The sequence below is a fragment of the Acinetobacter marinus genome, assembly GCF_900096915.1.
Lineage (GTDB): Bacteria > Pseudomonadota > Gammaproteobacteria > Pseudomonadales > Moraxellaceae > Acinetobacter > Acinetobacter marinus.
This window is the reverse complement of sequence record NZ_FMYK01000003.1, coordinates 348116-363732: the sequence shown is the minus strand read 5'-3', so window position 1 is coordinate 363732 and position 15617 is coordinate 348116. Positions and strand designations below refer to the sequence as shown.

Genomic DNA, 15617 nt, shown 5'->3' with positions numbered 1-15617 from the left:
AACAATGAATAAAAATGAACATTAAAATTCTAAATTTTGGTGACTAATCACAATGTGTAGTGATTGATACGTGCTGTGTATCCAAGGGTTGATGAGAATCATCCGACACAAAAATCTGATGTAATACCGCAACAGCCCACTCAGGCAGATCGGCATTCAAACTGTAATAAACCCACTGCCCTCGGCGCTCATCCTGCAAAACCGATAAATTACGCAATAACGCCAAATGCCGTGAAATCTTCGGCTGGCTTAGATCCAACTGCGCAGTCAGCTCACAAACACAGACTTCTTGCTTATCGAGCACCAGTTTTAAAATATCTAATCGAGTTTGATCAGATAAACATTTAAAAAAATCGGTCTGTTGTATCGCATTCATCCTGCACCACGAATCACAAAATATCTATAAATACAAATATACGCACATCCATATATATTATCAAGCCGAAAATGCGACAATTTGCTCCGTACTAAATATGCATGTAATCGTTGCGCATGAAATCCTGCTGTTGCATGTTTTTTTAGAAATGATTTGACAAGCCAAATTCTGCTCTATATTATACGCACACCTCACAACGTCCCTATCGTCTAGAGGCCTAGGACATCGCCCTTTCACGGCGGTAACCGGGGTTCGAATCCCCGTAGGGACGCCATTATTTTTATAAATTTAATCTCAATTTTGATCTATATTTTCGCTTATTTTATTGATTAAGTGCTTATTTTTACTTTTTTAATCTTCAGTTTCATCATACACTTTAGCCTATCTTTGATTTGATTACGCTGCGCCTATGTTCTCGCATTTAGATGATTATTATTGTTTTGCTATGGTCGTTGAACACGGCGGTTTTAGTGCAGCAGAGCGTGCCACAGATATTCCCAAGTCTAAACTCAGTCGGCGCATTCAAAAGCTCGAAGAATATTTGAATATTCGTCTGATCCATCGTAATTCTCGGCAGTTTTCGGTCACGGATATGGGCATGCAAGTCTATGAACGTGCCAAAGTCATGATCGAAGCGGCAAAGTCCGCCGAAGATTTGGTACAGAATTTAAGCGATACGCCACGAGGTACGGTGAAACTCAGTATTCCCACATCAATGGCACAAAATGAATTTACCAAAATATTGCCTGAATTCCTAAACCGTTATCCCGAAGTACGCCTACAACTGGTGATTAGCAATCGTCGGGTTGATCTGATTAACGAAGGGATTGATCTTGCGGTGCGCGTGCGTACGCAACTGGATGAAGATAGCAACCTCATTATTCGCCGTTTTGGCATTAGCGAACAGCATCTCTGTGCCAGCCAAGCCTATCTCAACCAATACGGCACACCGAGTACGCCAGAAGAATTAGAAACGCATCGCATTTTGAGCATGTCAGATCAATTTATCCAACAAAGTATTGAGCTCAAATGCACTGATGGCAGTTTGGAAAAAGTACAGATTCAACCTGTTTTGCTCGGTTCTGATTTAATTATGCTGGCGGAGCTTGCTGCCAAGGACTGCGGGATTGCGCTACTGCCCGACTCGGTGACGACGGATAAAATCGCCTCAGGTGAATTGGTCTATGTACTACCTGACTATCATGCACAGCACGGTATCTTCCACATGGTCTATCCAAGTCGCAAAGGTATCTTGCCTGCGGTTCGAGTATTAATTGATTTCTTGGCAGAAAAATTAACCGAAGAATGTGAAATTGTGCTGACCTAATTGACAAAGTTTGTGCAAAAACCGATTGAAACTCAACTTTCGTTGCAAATTTAAAACAGTGTATTGTAAATACAATACTGCATGATATTTCGTTCAACTTTATACTGCATCTGTCTTGTTAAATTATCTGAACAATCAGCACATATTGAAGGAATATCACCATGTCATTTCTTGATCAAATCAAACAACGCCGTTCAATCTATGCAATCGGCAAAAATGTCAGCCAAACCCCAGAACAATTAGATGCCGTGATTCATGAAGCGATCAAACAGTCGCCATCATCGTTTAACTCACAATCTTCTCGTGCAGTGACACTTTACGGTGATTCTCATCACAAATTTTGGGAAATCGTGCGTGAAACCTTGCGCAAAATGGTACCAGCGCAAGCCTTTGAAGCGACTAGCCAAAAAATTGATAGCTTCTCTGCAGGTTATGCAACGGTTTTATTTTATGAAGATCAAGCCGTTATCAAAGGCTTACAAGAACAATTCCCACTCTATGCAGACAACTTCCCTGTATGGTCTGAGCATTCAACAGGCATTGCACAATTTGCAACTTGGACAGCACTTGCAGAAATCAATGTCGGCGCATCTTTGCAACATTACAATCCAATTGTCGATGAAGAAGTTGCACAAACTTTTGATATCCCTGCAGATTGGAAACTTCGTGCACAGCTCGTACTCGGTTCGATCGAAGCGCCTGCGGGTGAAAAAACATTTATGAATGATAGCGAGCGTTTTAAAACATTCCGTTAATTCGAATTTTCAATGCCGTAAAAAAATCCCTCATCGTGTTGAGGGATTTTTTTGCATACTAGAATTCTAAAATACGATTAAAAAGTACAGCTCAAAAATACGATTTCAAAATGCAAGTTAAAAAAACAGCACTAAAAATAAACCGCATTTGCCGCTTTAAAGGTACCAACATGCAGTGGGACAAGGTTGTACATCCGCTGATAACCACCCGCCAAGACAAACATGATCGGAATGTTATGTTGCTTTGCCAACTCGAACACATATTTATCACGTTGATAAAGCATATCCGAATCAAACCATTCTGAACCAAATTTATCCGCTTGATGGCAGTCCATCCCCGCTTGATAAATGATTAAATCCGCACCCCAGTTGATCGCCGTTTCAAAGCCCTCATCGACCGCATGCAAATATTGGGTAAAGTTACCATTTTTTTGATCAATCAAACGCGTCACACTTCGGTCATAGGTCGCACAACCAAATTTATGCCCGAAAATCGTGAAATTAAATAAATTGTCTAAACGTAAGGTAAATTCTGCCGTACCGTTACCGCCATGTTGATCGCAGTCGAGCACAAAGATTTTTTTATCAGGGTACTCTTGAGCGACTAGCGCCAAGCCATTAAAAGTACAGTACGCCCCGCCATACTCATAGACCGCATGATGAAAACCTTGCGCAATATTGGCAGCAATCCCTTCTTGGAATGCCAGCTCGGTGGCTTTGAGCTGTCCCGCTTGCACTGACAGCACTGCATCTCGAAGTTGCTCATTCCAGTTGCGAAAGCCCTGAAACGATGCCAACGGCTTGATGCCATGCAAAAACGCATGCACATACTTTGGATCGTGCAAGCGATTCAAGATTTCAGTATCGATCACCCCTGGATCGACCAACTCTGCAATGTGTTGTTCTTTCAGAACATCCGCCACTGCGGTGAGTTTTTCCATACTTTTGGTATGGGTTTCAGCATAATATTTTGCCGAATAACACGCTTTTAACATAACATCATCCGCACTTAAAATTGCGACTGAGCAACCTTAAGGATTTGATTAAGTTCAGTAATATGTGGATTTAGCAAGCCATTTTGTACTTGTTGTTTGAAATGTGTTGTAAATGCACGCGCACGGTTTTTTGGCGTCACTGCCAAAGTGGTAAATCGTAAAAACCACAACTTCACGTCATGTATCGGAATGATATTGCCCTTATATTGTTTGTTTTTCGGATAATCTTGATAGTGATTTTCTTGATAATCTGTTGAAAATAATGAACCTGCTGGCAAACGCACGCCGTTCAGCATCAATGGTGCAAGACTAATACAGGAATGATTATCACCCATATTGAGCTTTTCCATCAGCACAGGACGATTGTTTTCATCGACAAAAATGTTGATTACACCCTGACGTAGCAACTGATCATGCGCCACTTTTAAGAAAAACTTCTCCGCCATCGGACAAGAACCGACTTTGGGCTTTTCATCGATTTGCTGTAAATCTGGGATGTGTAAATGCGCTGAAGATTTTGGCAAGATAATATCTTCGATCAAATCACAAAGTAGTTTACTTTCTTCAAGCTCTACACGCTCCGCCACACCACGCAACGCCTGCTGAAAAGCGACTTCTTTGCGCAGAGATTCACTAAAAGTATCGTCTTTGGCTTGTGCCAAGAATGCACTCACCTCTGGATTAGTGTCCAAGTTACGCCAACTGGATAAATTCAGCTGATACGCACTGGCTTGATCCAGCAGGTTGCTGACCGCACGCACTGGATATTGATCAAAAACTTTTAAATCTGCTGTATCGATCGCATCTCGGGGTTTATTGACAAATTCTGCAAGCAAACGCGTCGATTGGGTATAGCCACAGCCACGACGCTCGGTTTGATGGCTATAATGCTCACTGAGCATTTCGGTAAGCGTCGATGATAAAGGCTGAAGATGATCTGCAAAGTATTGCAAAACTTCATGACTTTTTGTTTGGTCGAGGGCAGAATTCACAAACAATCCTATAAAACTTTAAATTGATCACAGTATATATTATCTAAAAAAAACAGAAGTTAACGCAATCATTATTTCTATTTTCTAGCATGAAGACAAAATCCACACACATTGTAGATCCGCAAACATGTGCCAATGGACTACTTCACCACGTATTTTGCGGGTTTACCATTGAGTACCAAGACCAAATTTTCATACGCCAATTTATTCATTGCATAACGTGTAGCTTCGGTCCCAGAACCTATATGTGGCGTCACCACCACATTGTCTAAGGCAAATAATGGCGATTCTTGGAGTGGTTCTTTCTCAAAGACATCGAGCCCTGCGGCAAAAATTTGTTGTGATTGTAATGCCTCGATCAGCGCCGCTTCATCAATCACTGCACCTCGAGAAATATTCACCAACACCGCAGAGGACTTCATCAAGGCAAATTCTGCTGATCCCAATAAATGTTTGGTCTGTGCATTTAAATCCACCGCCACCACGACAAAATCGGATTGCTTTAATAATTCTTCTAAACTCAAATATTGCGCTTGGAATTGTTGTGCGGTTTCGAGTTTTTCACGGCGTCCATGATAGACAATATTCATATTGAAGCCGTAATAGCCACGTCGAGCGATCGCTGCGCCAATATGCCCCAGACCAATGATACCCAAGGTTTTACCATGCACATCCATACCAAATTGTGCGCTGGCAACGGTGCGTTGCCATTGCCCTGCCCGTGTCCATTTATCCAGCTCTGGAATACGCCGTGCCGCACTCATCAGCAAGGCAAAGGCTGTATCTGCGGTGGTTTCGGTGAGTACATGGGGGGTGTGTGCTAGTTGAATCTGACGTGATTTGAGATAATCCACGTCATAGTTGTCATAGCCAACGGTGACTGTAGAGATAATTTCTAAATGTTGCGCAGTTTCTAATTGCGCCTCGCCAAGCAAGCGCCCTGCGCCGATCATCCCGTGCGCATCTTGTACAGCTTCTCGAATTTGTTGATTCACATCGCCAAGTTTTGGGTTGATTTTTACTACATCGAACTCTTGACGCAGTTTTTCTTCAAACTCAGGATAAATTTGACTAAAAATCACCACTTTCTTTTTATTGTGTTGCGTCATGCTTTGATCTTGGGGTGCGCTCAGGTGGGAAGTATTTAAATCAGTCATCAAAAGTCCTTATACAGGCAATGCGTTAAAGGACTAACATAGCATATGCACTAGGCTGTCGACATTAGACTTTGTATCGTCATCCACAATTTTCTTTTGGCGTCAGCACTTTCGAGCAGTTCTGCGAGTGTTGCATGTGCTTCGAGCTGAATCGCCATTTGATTAATCTTGGGCAACTCAAACTCGACCTGCCCCAAAACGAGAATATGTTCTACGGCAAAAGCCTGCAAAAATCCATGAATATAATCTTGCACATGCACATCACCCAGTTGCCAATGCCGAATCGATAAGGGCCATGTTAACTGGATCGGTGCTTGGCGAATTTGGCAGGCTTTTTGGATATTTTGCAGGAGTCGATGCTGTGCAGAATTTTCCGCTTGGGCAAAAATCAAAAATGCATCATGCACCAACACCTGATAATGAAATTGAATGGTCGAAACAACTTCTATTTCATCTTCTAAAGTGCGATCGGTTTGATTTTCAATAGATGAGTCTTGAGCATTTGCTTCTTGAAAAACGTCTTCTTGAGCTATTAATTCTTGCGAAACAGCTTCTTGAACTACTTTTGCTTGAACAGCGATGCCTTGACTAGAAATATCTTGAACCGTTGATGCTTGTATATTTGTTTGTGCTTTTTTAGTGTTTGCAACGGTTTTCGGTGCGACTGACTTGTCGTGTTGTTCAGGATGTACAACTTGATTCAGATGTTGAGATGTAATGGATAATTCATTTTGCGTGACATCAGCCTGATCACGCCACAACATCTGTGCCGAGACGATATCGGTCACAGCAGTTCGTTCCACCCAAGGTGAAATGCCGAGTTGCTTCAGGATCAATTGCGCACGTGCCGACATAGCGTGAATGGCTCAACATTGAAAAGGGATTAAATTGCTCATCGCATTGTAGCAGTAATCTCCCCTCTGTCGTAATGCAGTTAGCTTGTTTTTCACGTGCGCTGTTTACCAACTCCTACTGTCTGAATTTTCTTTGACCATTTGATATTGTAAATTTTTTCAATACAATGCGTAACATACACGCATGCCTTGCGACCGATTTTGGTTATTTGCACTGATCTGTAGAGCAAAAAGATGCCACTTGAACATTTGCCACGTTGGATACAGCTTGCCATGTTTGCCCTAGCCTGCAATGCGGGAATGGTCAATACGCTGGGTTTGCTCATGTTATTACATCAATCCATCTCACATATGACAGGCAATGTCAGTTTGATTGCGATTCATCTATGGCAACATGATTTTGCCCAAGTGCTGTTTATTGTGGCGGTGATCGTCAGTTTTGTCTTGGGCGCATTTTATAGTGGCTATATCTTAGGCAATGCCCGTTTTAGTTTGAATCAGCGTTATGGTATCCCATTAGTTTGCGTTGCACTATGTATCGGGTTGTGTTGGCTATTTACGCCGTATTTTCCACGTTATGCCTTGTTGTGGGCATGTGTTGCTATGGGCATGCAAAATGCGATGGTCAGCCATTATCAAGGTGCGATTATTCGCACCACACACTTATCTGGTGTACTCACCGATTTAGGTTTGGTTTTGGGATATTTCTTCCGTGGCTTAGCCGTGGAGAAACGGCGGGTTACCTTGCATCTTGCGATCTTACTGGGTTTTATTTCAGGTGGTTTACTGGCAACTATGAGCTATCAGTATTTGCATTATCATGCTTTTTTGTTGCCTGCACTGAGTTCTGCTGTGCTCAGCCTGATTTATTGGCTACACTACTGGAAGCAAAATTCAGCTTAATCTATTGTGCGACAGTCACGGTATCACTATAGATATTTTTAACATTCAATTTGGAGATGTTCATGGTCAAAAACGCCTTACAAGCACAGCTACTCAAAGCGGGTTTAGTCGATGCCAAACAAGCCAAAAAGACCAATAAGCAAAATCAACATGCCAAGAAAATGGGGCAAAATGATCAGCAGCAATTGCAAGCCGAACTCGCCCAAGCCAAACAAGAAAAGCAAGCCAAAGACCAAGCCCTCGATCAAGAAAAGCAACAACAGCTTGAACAAAAAACCGTGATGGCGAATATTGTACAAATGATTAAACAATATCAAATCAAAGATACCGATGGTGAGATTGGCTATCAATTTATTGATGAAGGCAAAATCAAAAAAATCTATGTCAATCAAACAGTTTATAATGCCATCGTGGCGGGCAGTTTGCTGGTGGCTCGCTTGGCATCGTCAAATACAGCGCAAGCCAATGGTTATGCGCTAATCCCAAAAGCCTTAGCAGAACGCATCGAACAGAAAATGACGGGCTATATCATCGGACTACAACAGCAACAACAAGATCAGAGCACCGATGAAGAAGACCCATATGCAGACTATGTGATTCCTGATGATTTGATGTGGTAAGTATTTCGGATACAAAAAAAAGCGCTAAGGCTTAGCGCTTTTACGTCAACACTTTTCGACAAGCTGAGCAGACTTCAGTCAACTCATTTGTTTAAACTGAGTAATCGATTGATCCAAGTCTTTAAAAATTGATCTGCTCTGCATCAATTGTTACTTGTTTAGTCGGTTTATGATCAATGTCGATTTCACCGATGACTTCAAGTTCTTGTCCAGTTTTCACAGCTTGGTTTTTCCATAGCTCATCATCGATTTCAACTGTGATCTGCCCTGTTGAATCTTTTAACTGATATTCTTCATTACCCAGTGATTTCACCACTTTGGCTTTAATTTTGACTTTACTGTTATCAGCAAGTTTTAGCGCATTGGCGACTGAGGTGGTTTGTGTTGGGGTCAATGCTTGCTGATTCACTGCATTTTCATTGGCGAATGCTGTCATTGACGCAATTGACAACGCTAAGGCGACACTACTAAACACGACTTTTTTCAAAATACATCTCCTTAATCTATTTACAGCAAAATTGTACTAAAGCTGCAAGGTTTGCAAAATTTGCTTTATGTGATTGCTTTGTAAGGCGCTTGACTATTCTGTGTAAAAAATTTGACTGCAAAGTTACTTAATACTATTTAAATACTCAGTTGGGACAGGTTAAATATCAGCTTATTCCATAAAATCGGATCGTCACATGTTTGAAAAAATCCAATTTACCTGCGCCGATGGTTACGTCCTGCAAGGTCGTTTTTTTCCAAAACAAAAAGATTCAACGCAGTTGCCGATTTTGATTGGCTCAGCAACAGGTATCAAGCAAGGCTTTTACCAAGCCTTTGCCACATGGCTGAGCGAGCAAGGCTATGATGTGATGACCTTTGATTTTCGAGGTATCGGCGATTCCTTATACGAGCCTGTTGCCAAATCCAAAGCCTTTATTCATCAATGGGGACAGCTTGATCTGGTGGCAGCTATCGACAAATTATGCCAATTGAGCAATGTCAGCCAAATTCATCTGATCGGACACAGTGCAGGCGGGCAATTGCTTGGTTTGGCACAAAACTATCAAAAAGTAAAAAGTGTCGTGGCTGTGGCAGGCTCATCAGGTAATACCAAAGGGCTTGGTGGCAAAACCAAGTTCCTCGGTCCAATTATGTTCAATGTAATTTTTCCAGTATCGAGCTTTTTCAAAGGCTATGCGGCAACGCACTTTATTGGTATGGGGGAAAACCTACCAAAAGGTGTCGGTGCAGAATGGCGTGAATATTGTAACAAAGGTGGCTATGCGACCAATGCCATCGGCAAAACCGTTTTTGAAGATTTCCATAGTGAAATTCGCAGTCCGATCACCGCTGTTCATGCGCTAGATGATGAGATCGCCACCAAGCACAATGTACAAGATCTGCTACGCACCTACCCCAATAGTACCACCAAAATGATCAGCTTGGCACCCAAGCAATATGGTCTATCGCATATCGGTCATATGGCGATGTTTAAACCATCACATCAACAGCTTTGGTCGATCATCGCTGATCAACTACATGCTCAGCCACAGCATGCAGCTTAGCCATTATTTTGATGAGTGAATGGTGTATATGCACCATTCATTTTTTTCACCGATGTCCTACGCATGCATGTTTTGCTATGAATGTTTTGCTATAAATGTTTCACCATGAGCAATGAATATCTTTCAGCCAAATCATGCTAAGATGAATCATATTAATCAAACATTCATCGCATCGATATCATGTTAGAACTCCGTCATCTTCGGACTTTACAAGCGCTCCGCTATCATGGCTCATTGGTGGCTGCTGCCAACGAACTCAATCTCACGCCATCTGCAATCTCGCATCAGCTCAAAGAGCTTGAGCATTGGTACGATGTGGACATTGTGAATCGGCGTAGTCGTCCTGTGCAATTTTCCACTATTGGACAGCGCTTACTACAGCTTGCCGATGATATTTTACCGCAAGTGCAACTGACTCAATCCGACATTACCCGCATCGTACACGGTCAGACAGGACGGATTATTTTGTCCTCAGAATGTCATAGCTGTTTCGATTGGCTGATGCCGCTGCTCAATCAATATCGACTGAATTATCCTGATGTGGATTTGGATTTTGCCTCGGCTTTTGAGGTCAATCCACATGAGCTATTGCAAAATGGTGAATTTGACCTACTGATCACCGCCGATCCGATTGCACTCAAAGGCATTGAATATTTTCCAATCTTTGAATATGAATCTCGACTGGTGTTGGCACATACCCATGCGTTAGCACGTAAAAATGACATCACGCTCCAAGACCTCTGTGATGAAACACTGATCACCTATCCTGTCGATAAGCATCGTCTGGACATCATGGCGCATATCTTTATCCCTGCCAATGTCCAACCAAAGCACATCCGCACCACTGAACTTACACAAATGTTGATCCAACTGGTCGCCAGTGGTCGAGGGATTTCAGCATTACCTGACTGGGTGGTGAATGAATATGAACAAAAAGGTTGGGTCACCAGTCGTCGCTTTGCGTTTGTTGCAGAACACGGGCTACGCCGTACATTGTACGCTGGCTATCGGACTGAAGATAAACCAAAGGAATATTTCGCAGGATTTTTGCAACAGCTGGAAAAATTCTCGAAAAAACGAGACAGTTATTATGATTAACTTCTGATTTGAGCATCTAAGACATAAAAAACGGCGATGATTCAAGCATCGCCGTTTTCTGTTTTTAAGATAACACTTTTAACTTACCACTGATAAGTCACACGCATATCTACAGAACGTGATTCGCCATAGTAACAATAGAAAGAACAGCCGCTGACGTATTCTTCATCGCCCAAATTCGTGGCATTGATTTGTAAATTAAACTGCTCTGCTAATGGATAGCTCAACATCGCATCGACCAATGTATATGAGTCAATTTTCACGCCAGGATACCATTGTTCATCCGTCGAGCTTCCCACATAGCGTACACCAGCGCCAAGTTTCAAACCATTGAGAATGGTATCACCGATAAATTGATAGCTCACTTTGGCAGAGAACTGATCATTTGGAATCAACGGGGTGCGAACGGTGTTACCCACGGACAACACTTGATCTGAGTCATTATGTGTATAGGCAAATTGTGTTGCCAAATTATCAGTAAGATTTAAATCAGCTTGTAGCTCCACCCCTTTATTGGTGCGCTCACCTGCTTGAACTTGGACATTCGATGAATCACTGACTAAGGCATTTTTCTCAGTCAAATCAAAATATGCCAATGTAAACAAACCATCGATCCATTCTGGCTCATATTTAACCCCAACTTCAAATTGCTCGCCTTCATACGGTTCATAAAAACGTCCTGATGCATCTTTACCTGTAGTCGGTTTAAACGAGGTTGAATAGCTGAGATATGGTGAAATACCCAGAGGCGCATGATACATTAGCCCTGCACCGTAAGTCGTATGATCAACATCATAGGCTTTCGTACCATCAACGGTAGACTCTGCCTGATTTTGACGGACATTCAAATTGATGTCGAACATATCATTAATGTTCATCTGATTGGATAAATAAAAACCAAGCTGTTCAGTTTTGAGGTTATACGGATCAGCAGTTTCCAAAATAAAGTCAGGTGAATGTACAGGATTAAACAAATCTATTGATGACACAGTAGTCCCAAAGCCTGTGTTAACACCGTCAGTTTTATTATGTTGATAGTCGATACCCGCCATGACAGTATTCGATGCTACACCAAAATTAAACTCTTTCAACACACGGTTATCAACACTATATGTATCGGAAGTACCATTGGTGTAACTATAGCCACGATTACCCAAACGATCATTATCTGACCCATATACAAAAGTAGAGAGCTGATCAATGTCTAAACGTCCCCAGCGGAAGTTTTGACTTGCCGTTAATCCATTTTCAAACTCATGAGAAAACTCATAGCCCACCGAATACTGCTCTAGCTTAGTATGGTCACGATCAGGCTCACCCAAATGTGTTTTCGGATTGATTTTGCCATAGGGTGTATCCAGTACCGTGCCGTAAAGTGGTAAGAACCCTGACGTCGGCACGCCATCTTTTTTCAAAAAACTACTCAGTAAGGTGAAATGCGTTCGATCGGTAATATCCCACGCAAAGCTCGGTGCAACATAATAATGATCCATGGTTGAGCCATCTTGCTGACCATCCGCTTGACGGAATAATCCAACCATACGATAGCGCACATCACCATCATCGGTGAAGAAACCGCTATAATCCCCACCAAATTCTAACTTGTCATTACTACCCACTGCATAAGTCAACTCGCCCTGTGGTTCGAGCGTCGGGCGTTTTGAGACTTAATTCACATTTCCGCCTGTATCAGATGCACCATAATTAAAAGAACTTGCGCCTTTGACCATTTCGATACGTTCCAAACCATAGACTTCTGGCTCCCAAACGAAGAAACCATTTGGTGCGAGTGCCGTACCATCTAAGGTTTGACTTGCATCAAAACCACGGATTTTAAACCATTGTGATTTGTTATCTGCACCATAAGGCTGAGCCAAAACACCTGCTTCATAAAACAAGGCATTATCCAATTTGTCTGCACCACTTTCTTTTAATTGTTCTTGATCAATGACACTGGTTGAAAGTGGTTGCTCTAAAAGCGCCTCACCATCTTTTGCTGCTGAACCTACAATGATAATCGGTGCAAGCGTATGTACTTTTTGTTCGTCACGCTTTTGTTCATCACTATTTTGCTCTGCTGTTTGAACAGTCGGTTGTTCTGCATCCGCTGCAGCATACGCCAATACATTTGCACTAAGTAGTGCAATCATTAACGCCAGTTTGGTTGGTTGTGCTTTCATCATTGCGCCCTAAATTCCATCAATTATTTACATAATGTTACGCATTATGAATGAGAATGATTGTATTTAAAATAAAAAATTCACAAACCCCGTCACAAAATAAGCAATGTCTTGGTTTTTAAATACATTTAGTTGACATGATACGGTCATAAAACAACATTTAAACCTGATGAGATGGTTTAGATATTCTCAAAACCAGCGTAAAAACTTGCGATATAACTGTGTCGTGAGCTACATCGAACAGGGTTCGCTTTGAATGTTAAATTTACTTTGAATGTTAAAACAGTAGAATCCCTTGTAAACAGATCAATATCCCAGCCAAAACAACCGCCAAATAGCGTGTCCACGACGCTTGATATGCTTGTATATAGATCAACAGTGCCACGATAAAAGTAAGCAAACCAAACCATGCCGCCAAGCCGATGGGTAGATTCCAAATGTTGATACAGCAATACATCGACAGGAGCAATAGGCTCCAACCCAGCACCCGAAACAATATTAACTTTGGTGTCGAGAACGGACGACTAAATACACTTTTATAGTGCTTTTCCATCGAATAACTTAAGCACAACATGCCCAAAAAGATCAAAATCAATGTCGATAAGACCATCAGTACAGCATCATTCATGAGCGATCCTCATTGGAAAGCGTGTTGTGCATTGTGCTTTCGAGAATTGTGCTTTCTGGAATCGTCTGCTGAGTAGTCATTGAAGCACTTTTCTGTTTTTTGGATGTTACTGGACTTTGCAAAATCGAATGACGTTTGCGCCAGACAAAATAGCTACAACCCGCAAAAATAAAGCCAAATAAAATAAAGCCGAGATCAATGCTAAATAGTCCCCAATCCCCAGCTTGTGCAGTTGCCCATAGATGTCGATCAGTGGTCAACGCATTGAGGATCGGTAGTAACAAATACGCTACCGCAATCAACGACAATAACTCAAACCACGCTCGAGGGATTGGACGCAGATAAGCATAAATCCATGCGAATAAAATACTCAAAAACAAGGCATGCATTTCCCAGCCAGCACGGGTTTCAAGCGTAACGGGCAATAAGCGATTTGCCCAAAAATACATCGCCAAACCCAACGGTAAACCTGTAATCATGCCAATATTGAGTCGCTCGACCAAACCATGTGCAAAGCTCATTTTGCTGGCTTTTAGCTGTTTCGGACGGCGCTTCACCGTCCACAACACCAAACCTGTGGCAATCATCGCTGTACCGATTAGCCCCGTAATGACATACATCCAGCGGATCAATGCAGAAGCATAATAGCCGACATGCAGCCCGACAAAAGTATCAGCAACGACACGTGCTACAGGTTTAGGTGGTTTATCTTTGAATGCAGTGCTGCCATCAGCATGTACGATATATTCCAATGTGGAATTTGGTCTCGTGATTTCGTGACCATGCTGGCGTTGCATATTGACTCGCATTGGGGAGTATTGCGTAGCACTATAAATGGTCAACCCTGAGACTTGATCCTGTCCCCAATATTGATCAGTCTGTGCAATCAACCGTGTCAAAGTCGCTTGCGTTGGAGCTAAAGTTGATAGCGCAATGGACTTTGCAGGCGCTTGATTTTCATTGAGCTTGACTTGATCTGGATAATATTCTGGGTAGACATCTTGATAATAGCGCTGTTCATTTTCCGCACCAAAACCATACACTGACGGCACACCGAGTGGCATATACGCATTTAAGAAAAAAATCAGCCCGCTATACGTCACCATCAAATAAAATGGCAAAGCAATGACGCCAAGCACATTATGCGCATCAAGCCACGAGCGCTGTCCTTTTCCTGAACGAAAAGTAAAAAAGTCTTTAAAAATTTTCTTATGGGTGATGATGCCAGAGATCAGCGCCACAAACATAAACATGGTACAAATACCAACAATGCGAATCCCCCAATCATAGGGAATATAGTGCAAGGTATAATGTAGGGTAAATAATGCCTGCCCGCCACCTGTTGCCCGAGGTGGATGAGCACCCGCATAGGGCTGTCCTGTTGTGGTATCTAAAGTGGCTTGACCATAAGCACCATAGGCTTCACCTTCTTTAGCAGGTAAAGACCAATTCAATTCTAAACTTTCATGACCACGCTCGGCATTTTGCAGATTGATTCCCCAACGCTCGGCATGTTTGGCATCGTCATGTTGGCTTAAAAACGTCAATGCTTGGGTTAATTGTTGTGAGGTAGGTGCATAGTTGGCTTGTTGCATTGGGCGTTCGGGTTGCATCCACCGATTGATTTCATCTTTGACATAGCCAGTCGTGCCTGTCAAAAAGACAAAAAATAGAATCCAACCGACCACCAAACCTGTCCACGTATGTAACCATGCCATGCACTGACGAAAGCCCTCTTTCATACGCCACTCCAATATTTCAAGCCATAGGCAAGCCCTGCCATCACCAGCAAAATGATCAGACTAATTATTCCGAGCTTAGCGATAGTTTTGCAACTAAATACAAAAATAATATAGCCAAGCCAGACCACAAAACCCAGTAACATCCCCGTAAAGGTCGCAATGCCAAGTGGCTGAGGCAAGCTAGTGGACGAAAACTTTTGCAGGGCTCTTTTTAGGGTTTAGCTTTGCCAGTATCTTGGGCAGTATGGTGTTTTTGCTGAGTTTGCCACACGTCGACCGCATGTTGGCACCGCAGCTTGGCATGTGGACGATTCCGTGGGTGTGGATGTTTATGTTTTTTTTCGCCTATCTCATTCCCAAAGGTTGGCAAAGTATGGTGATTTTTGCCATCGCCAATGCGATTGCCTATGGCTGTTTAATCTTGGTTCGAGGATAAC

The 15617-nt window shown here is 42.4% G+C and carries 17 protein-coding genes, 1 tRNA gene and 1 pseudogene; 8 read left to right on the top strand and 11 right to left on the bottom strand.

The window, feature by feature from the left end; genetic code table 11:
- Positions 1-43: 43 nt before the first annotated feature.
- Positions 44-376: an ArsR/SmtB family transcription factor gene (locus tag BLQ60_RS07740; protein WP_378235206.1), complete on the bottom strand. Its 333-nt coding sequence runs from the start codon at positions 374-376 to the stop codon at positions 44-46.
- Between the two features lie 198 nt (positions 377-574).
- Here BLQ60_RS07740 and BLQ60_RS07735 point away from each other — a divergent pair.
- The 3 genes from BLQ60_RS07735 (at position 575) to BLQ60_RS07725 (ending at position 2458) form a co-directional block, all read left to right on the top strand.
- Positions 575-650 (top strand) — tRNA-Glu (locus BLQ60_RS07735).
- 135 nt (positions 651-785) lie between these two features.
- Positions 786-1703, top strand: a complete 918-nt coding sequence (locus BLQ60_RS07730; protein WP_092618353.1) for a LysR family transcriptional regulator — start codon at positions 786-788, stop codon at positions 1701-1703.
- Positions 1704-1864: 161 nt separating this feature from the next.
- Entirely contained in the window at positions 1865-2458 is a 594-nt protein-coding gene (locus BLQ60_RS07725) for a nitroreductase family protein (protein WP_092618350.1), read from the top strand.
- 131 nt (positions 2459-2589) lie between these two features.
- Here BLQ60_RS07725 and BLQ60_RS07720 read toward each other — a convergent pair whose 3' ends face one another.
- The 4 genes from BLQ60_RS07720 to BLQ60_RS07705 all read right to left on the bottom strand — a co-directional run bounded on the left by BLQ60_RS07720 (position 2590) and on the right by BLQ60_RS07705 (position 6456).
- The gene (locus tag BLQ60_RS07720) at positions 2590-3453 is read right to left on the bottom strand and encodes an arginase family protein (protein WP_092618347.1); all 864 of its coding nucleotides are present in this window, start codon (positions 3451-3453) and stop codon (positions 2590-2592) included.
- Between the two features lie 14 nt (positions 3454-3467).
- Positions 3468-4445 (bottom strand): hypothetical protein, encoded by a 978-nt coding sequence (locus BLQ60_RS07715; protein ID WP_092618344.1) that lies wholly within the window; start codon positions 4443-4445, stop codon positions 3468-3470.
- 140 nt (positions 4446-4585) lie between these two features.
- Positions 4586-5554, bottom strand: a complete 969-nt coding sequence (locus tag BLQ60_RS07710; RefSeq protein ID WP_092618730.1) for a 2-hydroxyacid dehydrogenase — start codon at positions 5552-5554, stop codon at positions 4586-4588.
- 98 nt (positions 5555-5652) lie between these two features.
- Positions 5653-6456 (bottom strand): hypothetical protein, encoded by an 804-nt coding sequence (locus tag BLQ60_RS07705; protein WP_092618341.1) that lies wholly within the window; start codon positions 6454-6456, stop codon positions 5653-5655.
- A gap of 234 nt (positions 6457-6690) precedes the next feature.
- Here BLQ60_RS07705 and BLQ60_RS07700 point away from each other — a divergent pair, with 234 nt between their 5' ends.
- Positions 6691-7359 (top strand): YoaK family protein, encoded by a 669-nt coding sequence (locus BLQ60_RS07700; RefSeq protein ID WP_092618338.1) that lies wholly within the window; start codon positions 6691-6693, stop codon positions 7357-7359.
- A gap of 62 nt (positions 7360-7421) precedes the next feature.
- A complete protein-coding gene (locus BLQ60_RS07695; RefSeq protein WP_092618335.1) occupies positions 7422-7979 on the top strand; it encodes a DUF2058 domain-containing protein in 558 nt (185 codons plus the stop codon).
- A 121-nt stretch (positions 7980-8100) separates the two neighbouring features.
- Here BLQ60_RS07695 and BLQ60_RS07690 read toward each other — a convergent pair whose 3' ends face one another.
- On the bottom strand, positions 8101-8466 hold the full coding sequence (locus BLQ60_RS07690) for a NirD/YgiW/YdeI family stress tolerance protein (protein WP_143005201.1): 366 nt from the start codon (positions 8464-8466) through the stop codon (positions 8101-8103).
- A gap of 196 nt (positions 8467-8662) precedes the next feature.
- On the opposite strand from BLQ60_RS07690, the gene BLQ60_RS07685 reads away from it, so the two are divergent.
- On the top strand, positions 8663-9532 hold the full coding sequence (locus tag BLQ60_RS07685; protein WP_092618332.1) for an alpha/beta hydrolase family protein: 870 nt from the start codon (positions 8663-8665) through the stop codon (positions 9530-9532).
- A gap of 180 nt (positions 9533-9712) precedes the next feature.
- Entirely contained in the window at positions 9713-10630 is a 918-nt protein-coding gene (locus tag BLQ60_RS07680; RefSeq protein WP_092618329.1) for a LysR family transcriptional regulator, read from the top strand.
- A gap of 83 nt (positions 10631-10713) precedes the next feature.
- Here BLQ60_RS07680 and BLQ60_RS07675 read toward each other — a convergent pair whose 3' ends face one another.
- The 5 genes from BLQ60_RS07675 to BLQ60_RS13965 form a co-directional block, all read right to left on the bottom strand.
- Positions 10714-12249, bottom strand: coding sequence for a TonB-dependent siderophore receptor (locus BLQ60_RS07675; protein ID WP_244515991.1), 1536 nt, complete (start codon positions 12247-12249; stop codon positions 10714-10716).
- Positions 12250-12297: 48 nt separating this feature from the next.
- Positions 12298-12813 carry a TonB-dependent receptor plug domain-containing protein gene (locus tag BLQ60_RS14140; protein ID WP_244515990.1) on the bottom strand — a complete coding sequence of 172 codons (516 nt, stop codon included), beginning with the start codon at positions 12811-12813 and terminating at the stop codon, positions 12298-12300.
- 274 nt (positions 12814-13087) lie between these two features.
- Positions 13088-13438: a DUF3325 domain-containing protein gene (locus tag BLQ60_RS07670; protein WP_092618326.1), complete on the bottom strand. Its 351-nt coding sequence runs from the start codon at positions 13436-13438 to the stop codon at positions 13088-13090.
- Complete coding sequence (locus BLQ60_RS07665; protein ID WP_092618323.1) at positions 13435-15180, bottom strand: PepSY-associated TM helix domain-containing protein; 1746 nt, start codon at positions 15178-15180, stop codon at positions 13435-13437. The genes BLQ60_RS07670 and BLQ60_RS07665 overlap by 4 nt, the downstream gene beginning before the upstream one ends.
- Positions 15177-15359: a hypothetical protein gene (locus BLQ60_RS13965; protein ID WP_143005200.1), complete on the bottom strand. Its 183-nt coding sequence runs from the start codon at positions 15357-15359 to the stop codon at positions 15177-15179. Before BLQ60_RS13965 ends, BLQ60_RS07665 begins: the two co-directional genes overlap by 4 nt.
- Positions 15360-15364: 5 nt before the next feature.
- On the opposite strand from BLQ60_RS13965, the pseudogene BLQ60_RS07660 reads away from it, so the two are divergent.
- A pseudogene (locus BLQ60_RS07660) lies at positions 15365-15616 on the top strand (hypothetical protein); the annotation flags it as partial.
- Between the last annotated feature and the right edge of the window lies 1 nt (position 15617).

Coding starts and splice junctions, on each gene's coding strand:
- BLQ60_RS07695 (WP_092618335.1), top strand. CDS start 7,422: ATGGTCAAAAACGCCTTACAAGCACAGCTACTCAAAGCGGGTTTAGTC.
- BLQ60_RS07725 (WP_092618350.1), top strand. CDS start 1,865: ATGTCATTTCTTGATCAAATCAAACAACGCCGTTCAATCTATGCAATC.
- BLQ60_RS07670 (WP_092618326.1), bottom strand. CDS start 13,438: ATGAATGATGCTGTACTGATGGTCTTATCGACATTGATTTTGATCTTT.
- BLQ60_RS07705 (WP_092618341.1), bottom strand. CDS start 6,456: ATGTCGGCACGTGCGCAATTGATCCTGAAGCAACTCGGCATTTCACCT.
- BLQ60_RS07710 (WP_092618730.1), bottom strand. CDS start 5,554: ATGACGCAACACAATAAAAAGAAAGTGGTGATTTTTAGTCAAATTTAT.
- BLQ60_RS14140 (WP_244515990.1), bottom strand. CDS start 12,813: ATGATGAAAGCACAACCAACCAAACTGGCGTTAATGATTGCACTACTT.
- BLQ60_RS07680 (WP_092618329.1), top strand. CDS start 9,713: ATGTTAGAACTCCGTCATCTTCGGACTTTACAAGCGCTCCGCTATCAT.
- BLQ60_RS07730 (WP_092618353.1), top strand. CDS start 786: ATGTTCTCGCATTTAGATGATTATTATTGTTTTGCTATGGTCGTTGAA.
- BLQ60_RS07685 (WP_092618332.1), top strand. CDS start 8,663: ATGTTTGAAAAAATCCAATTTACCTGCGCCGATGGTTACGTCCTGCAA.
- BLQ60_RS07720 (WP_092618347.1), bottom strand. CDS start 3,453: ATGTTAAAAGCGTGTTATTCGGCAAAATATTATGCTGAAACCCATACC.
- BLQ60_RS07665 (WP_092618323.1), bottom strand. CDS start 15,180: ATGAAAGAGGGCTTTCGTCAGTGCATGGCATGGTTACATACGTGGACA.
- BLQ60_RS07700 (WP_092618338.1), top strand. CDS start 6,691: ATGCCACTTGAACATTTGCCACGTTGGATACAGCTTGCCATGTTTGCC.
- BLQ60_RS07740 (WP_378235206.1), bottom strand. CDS start 376: ATGAATGCGATACAACAGACCGATTTTTTTAAATGTTTATCTGATCAA.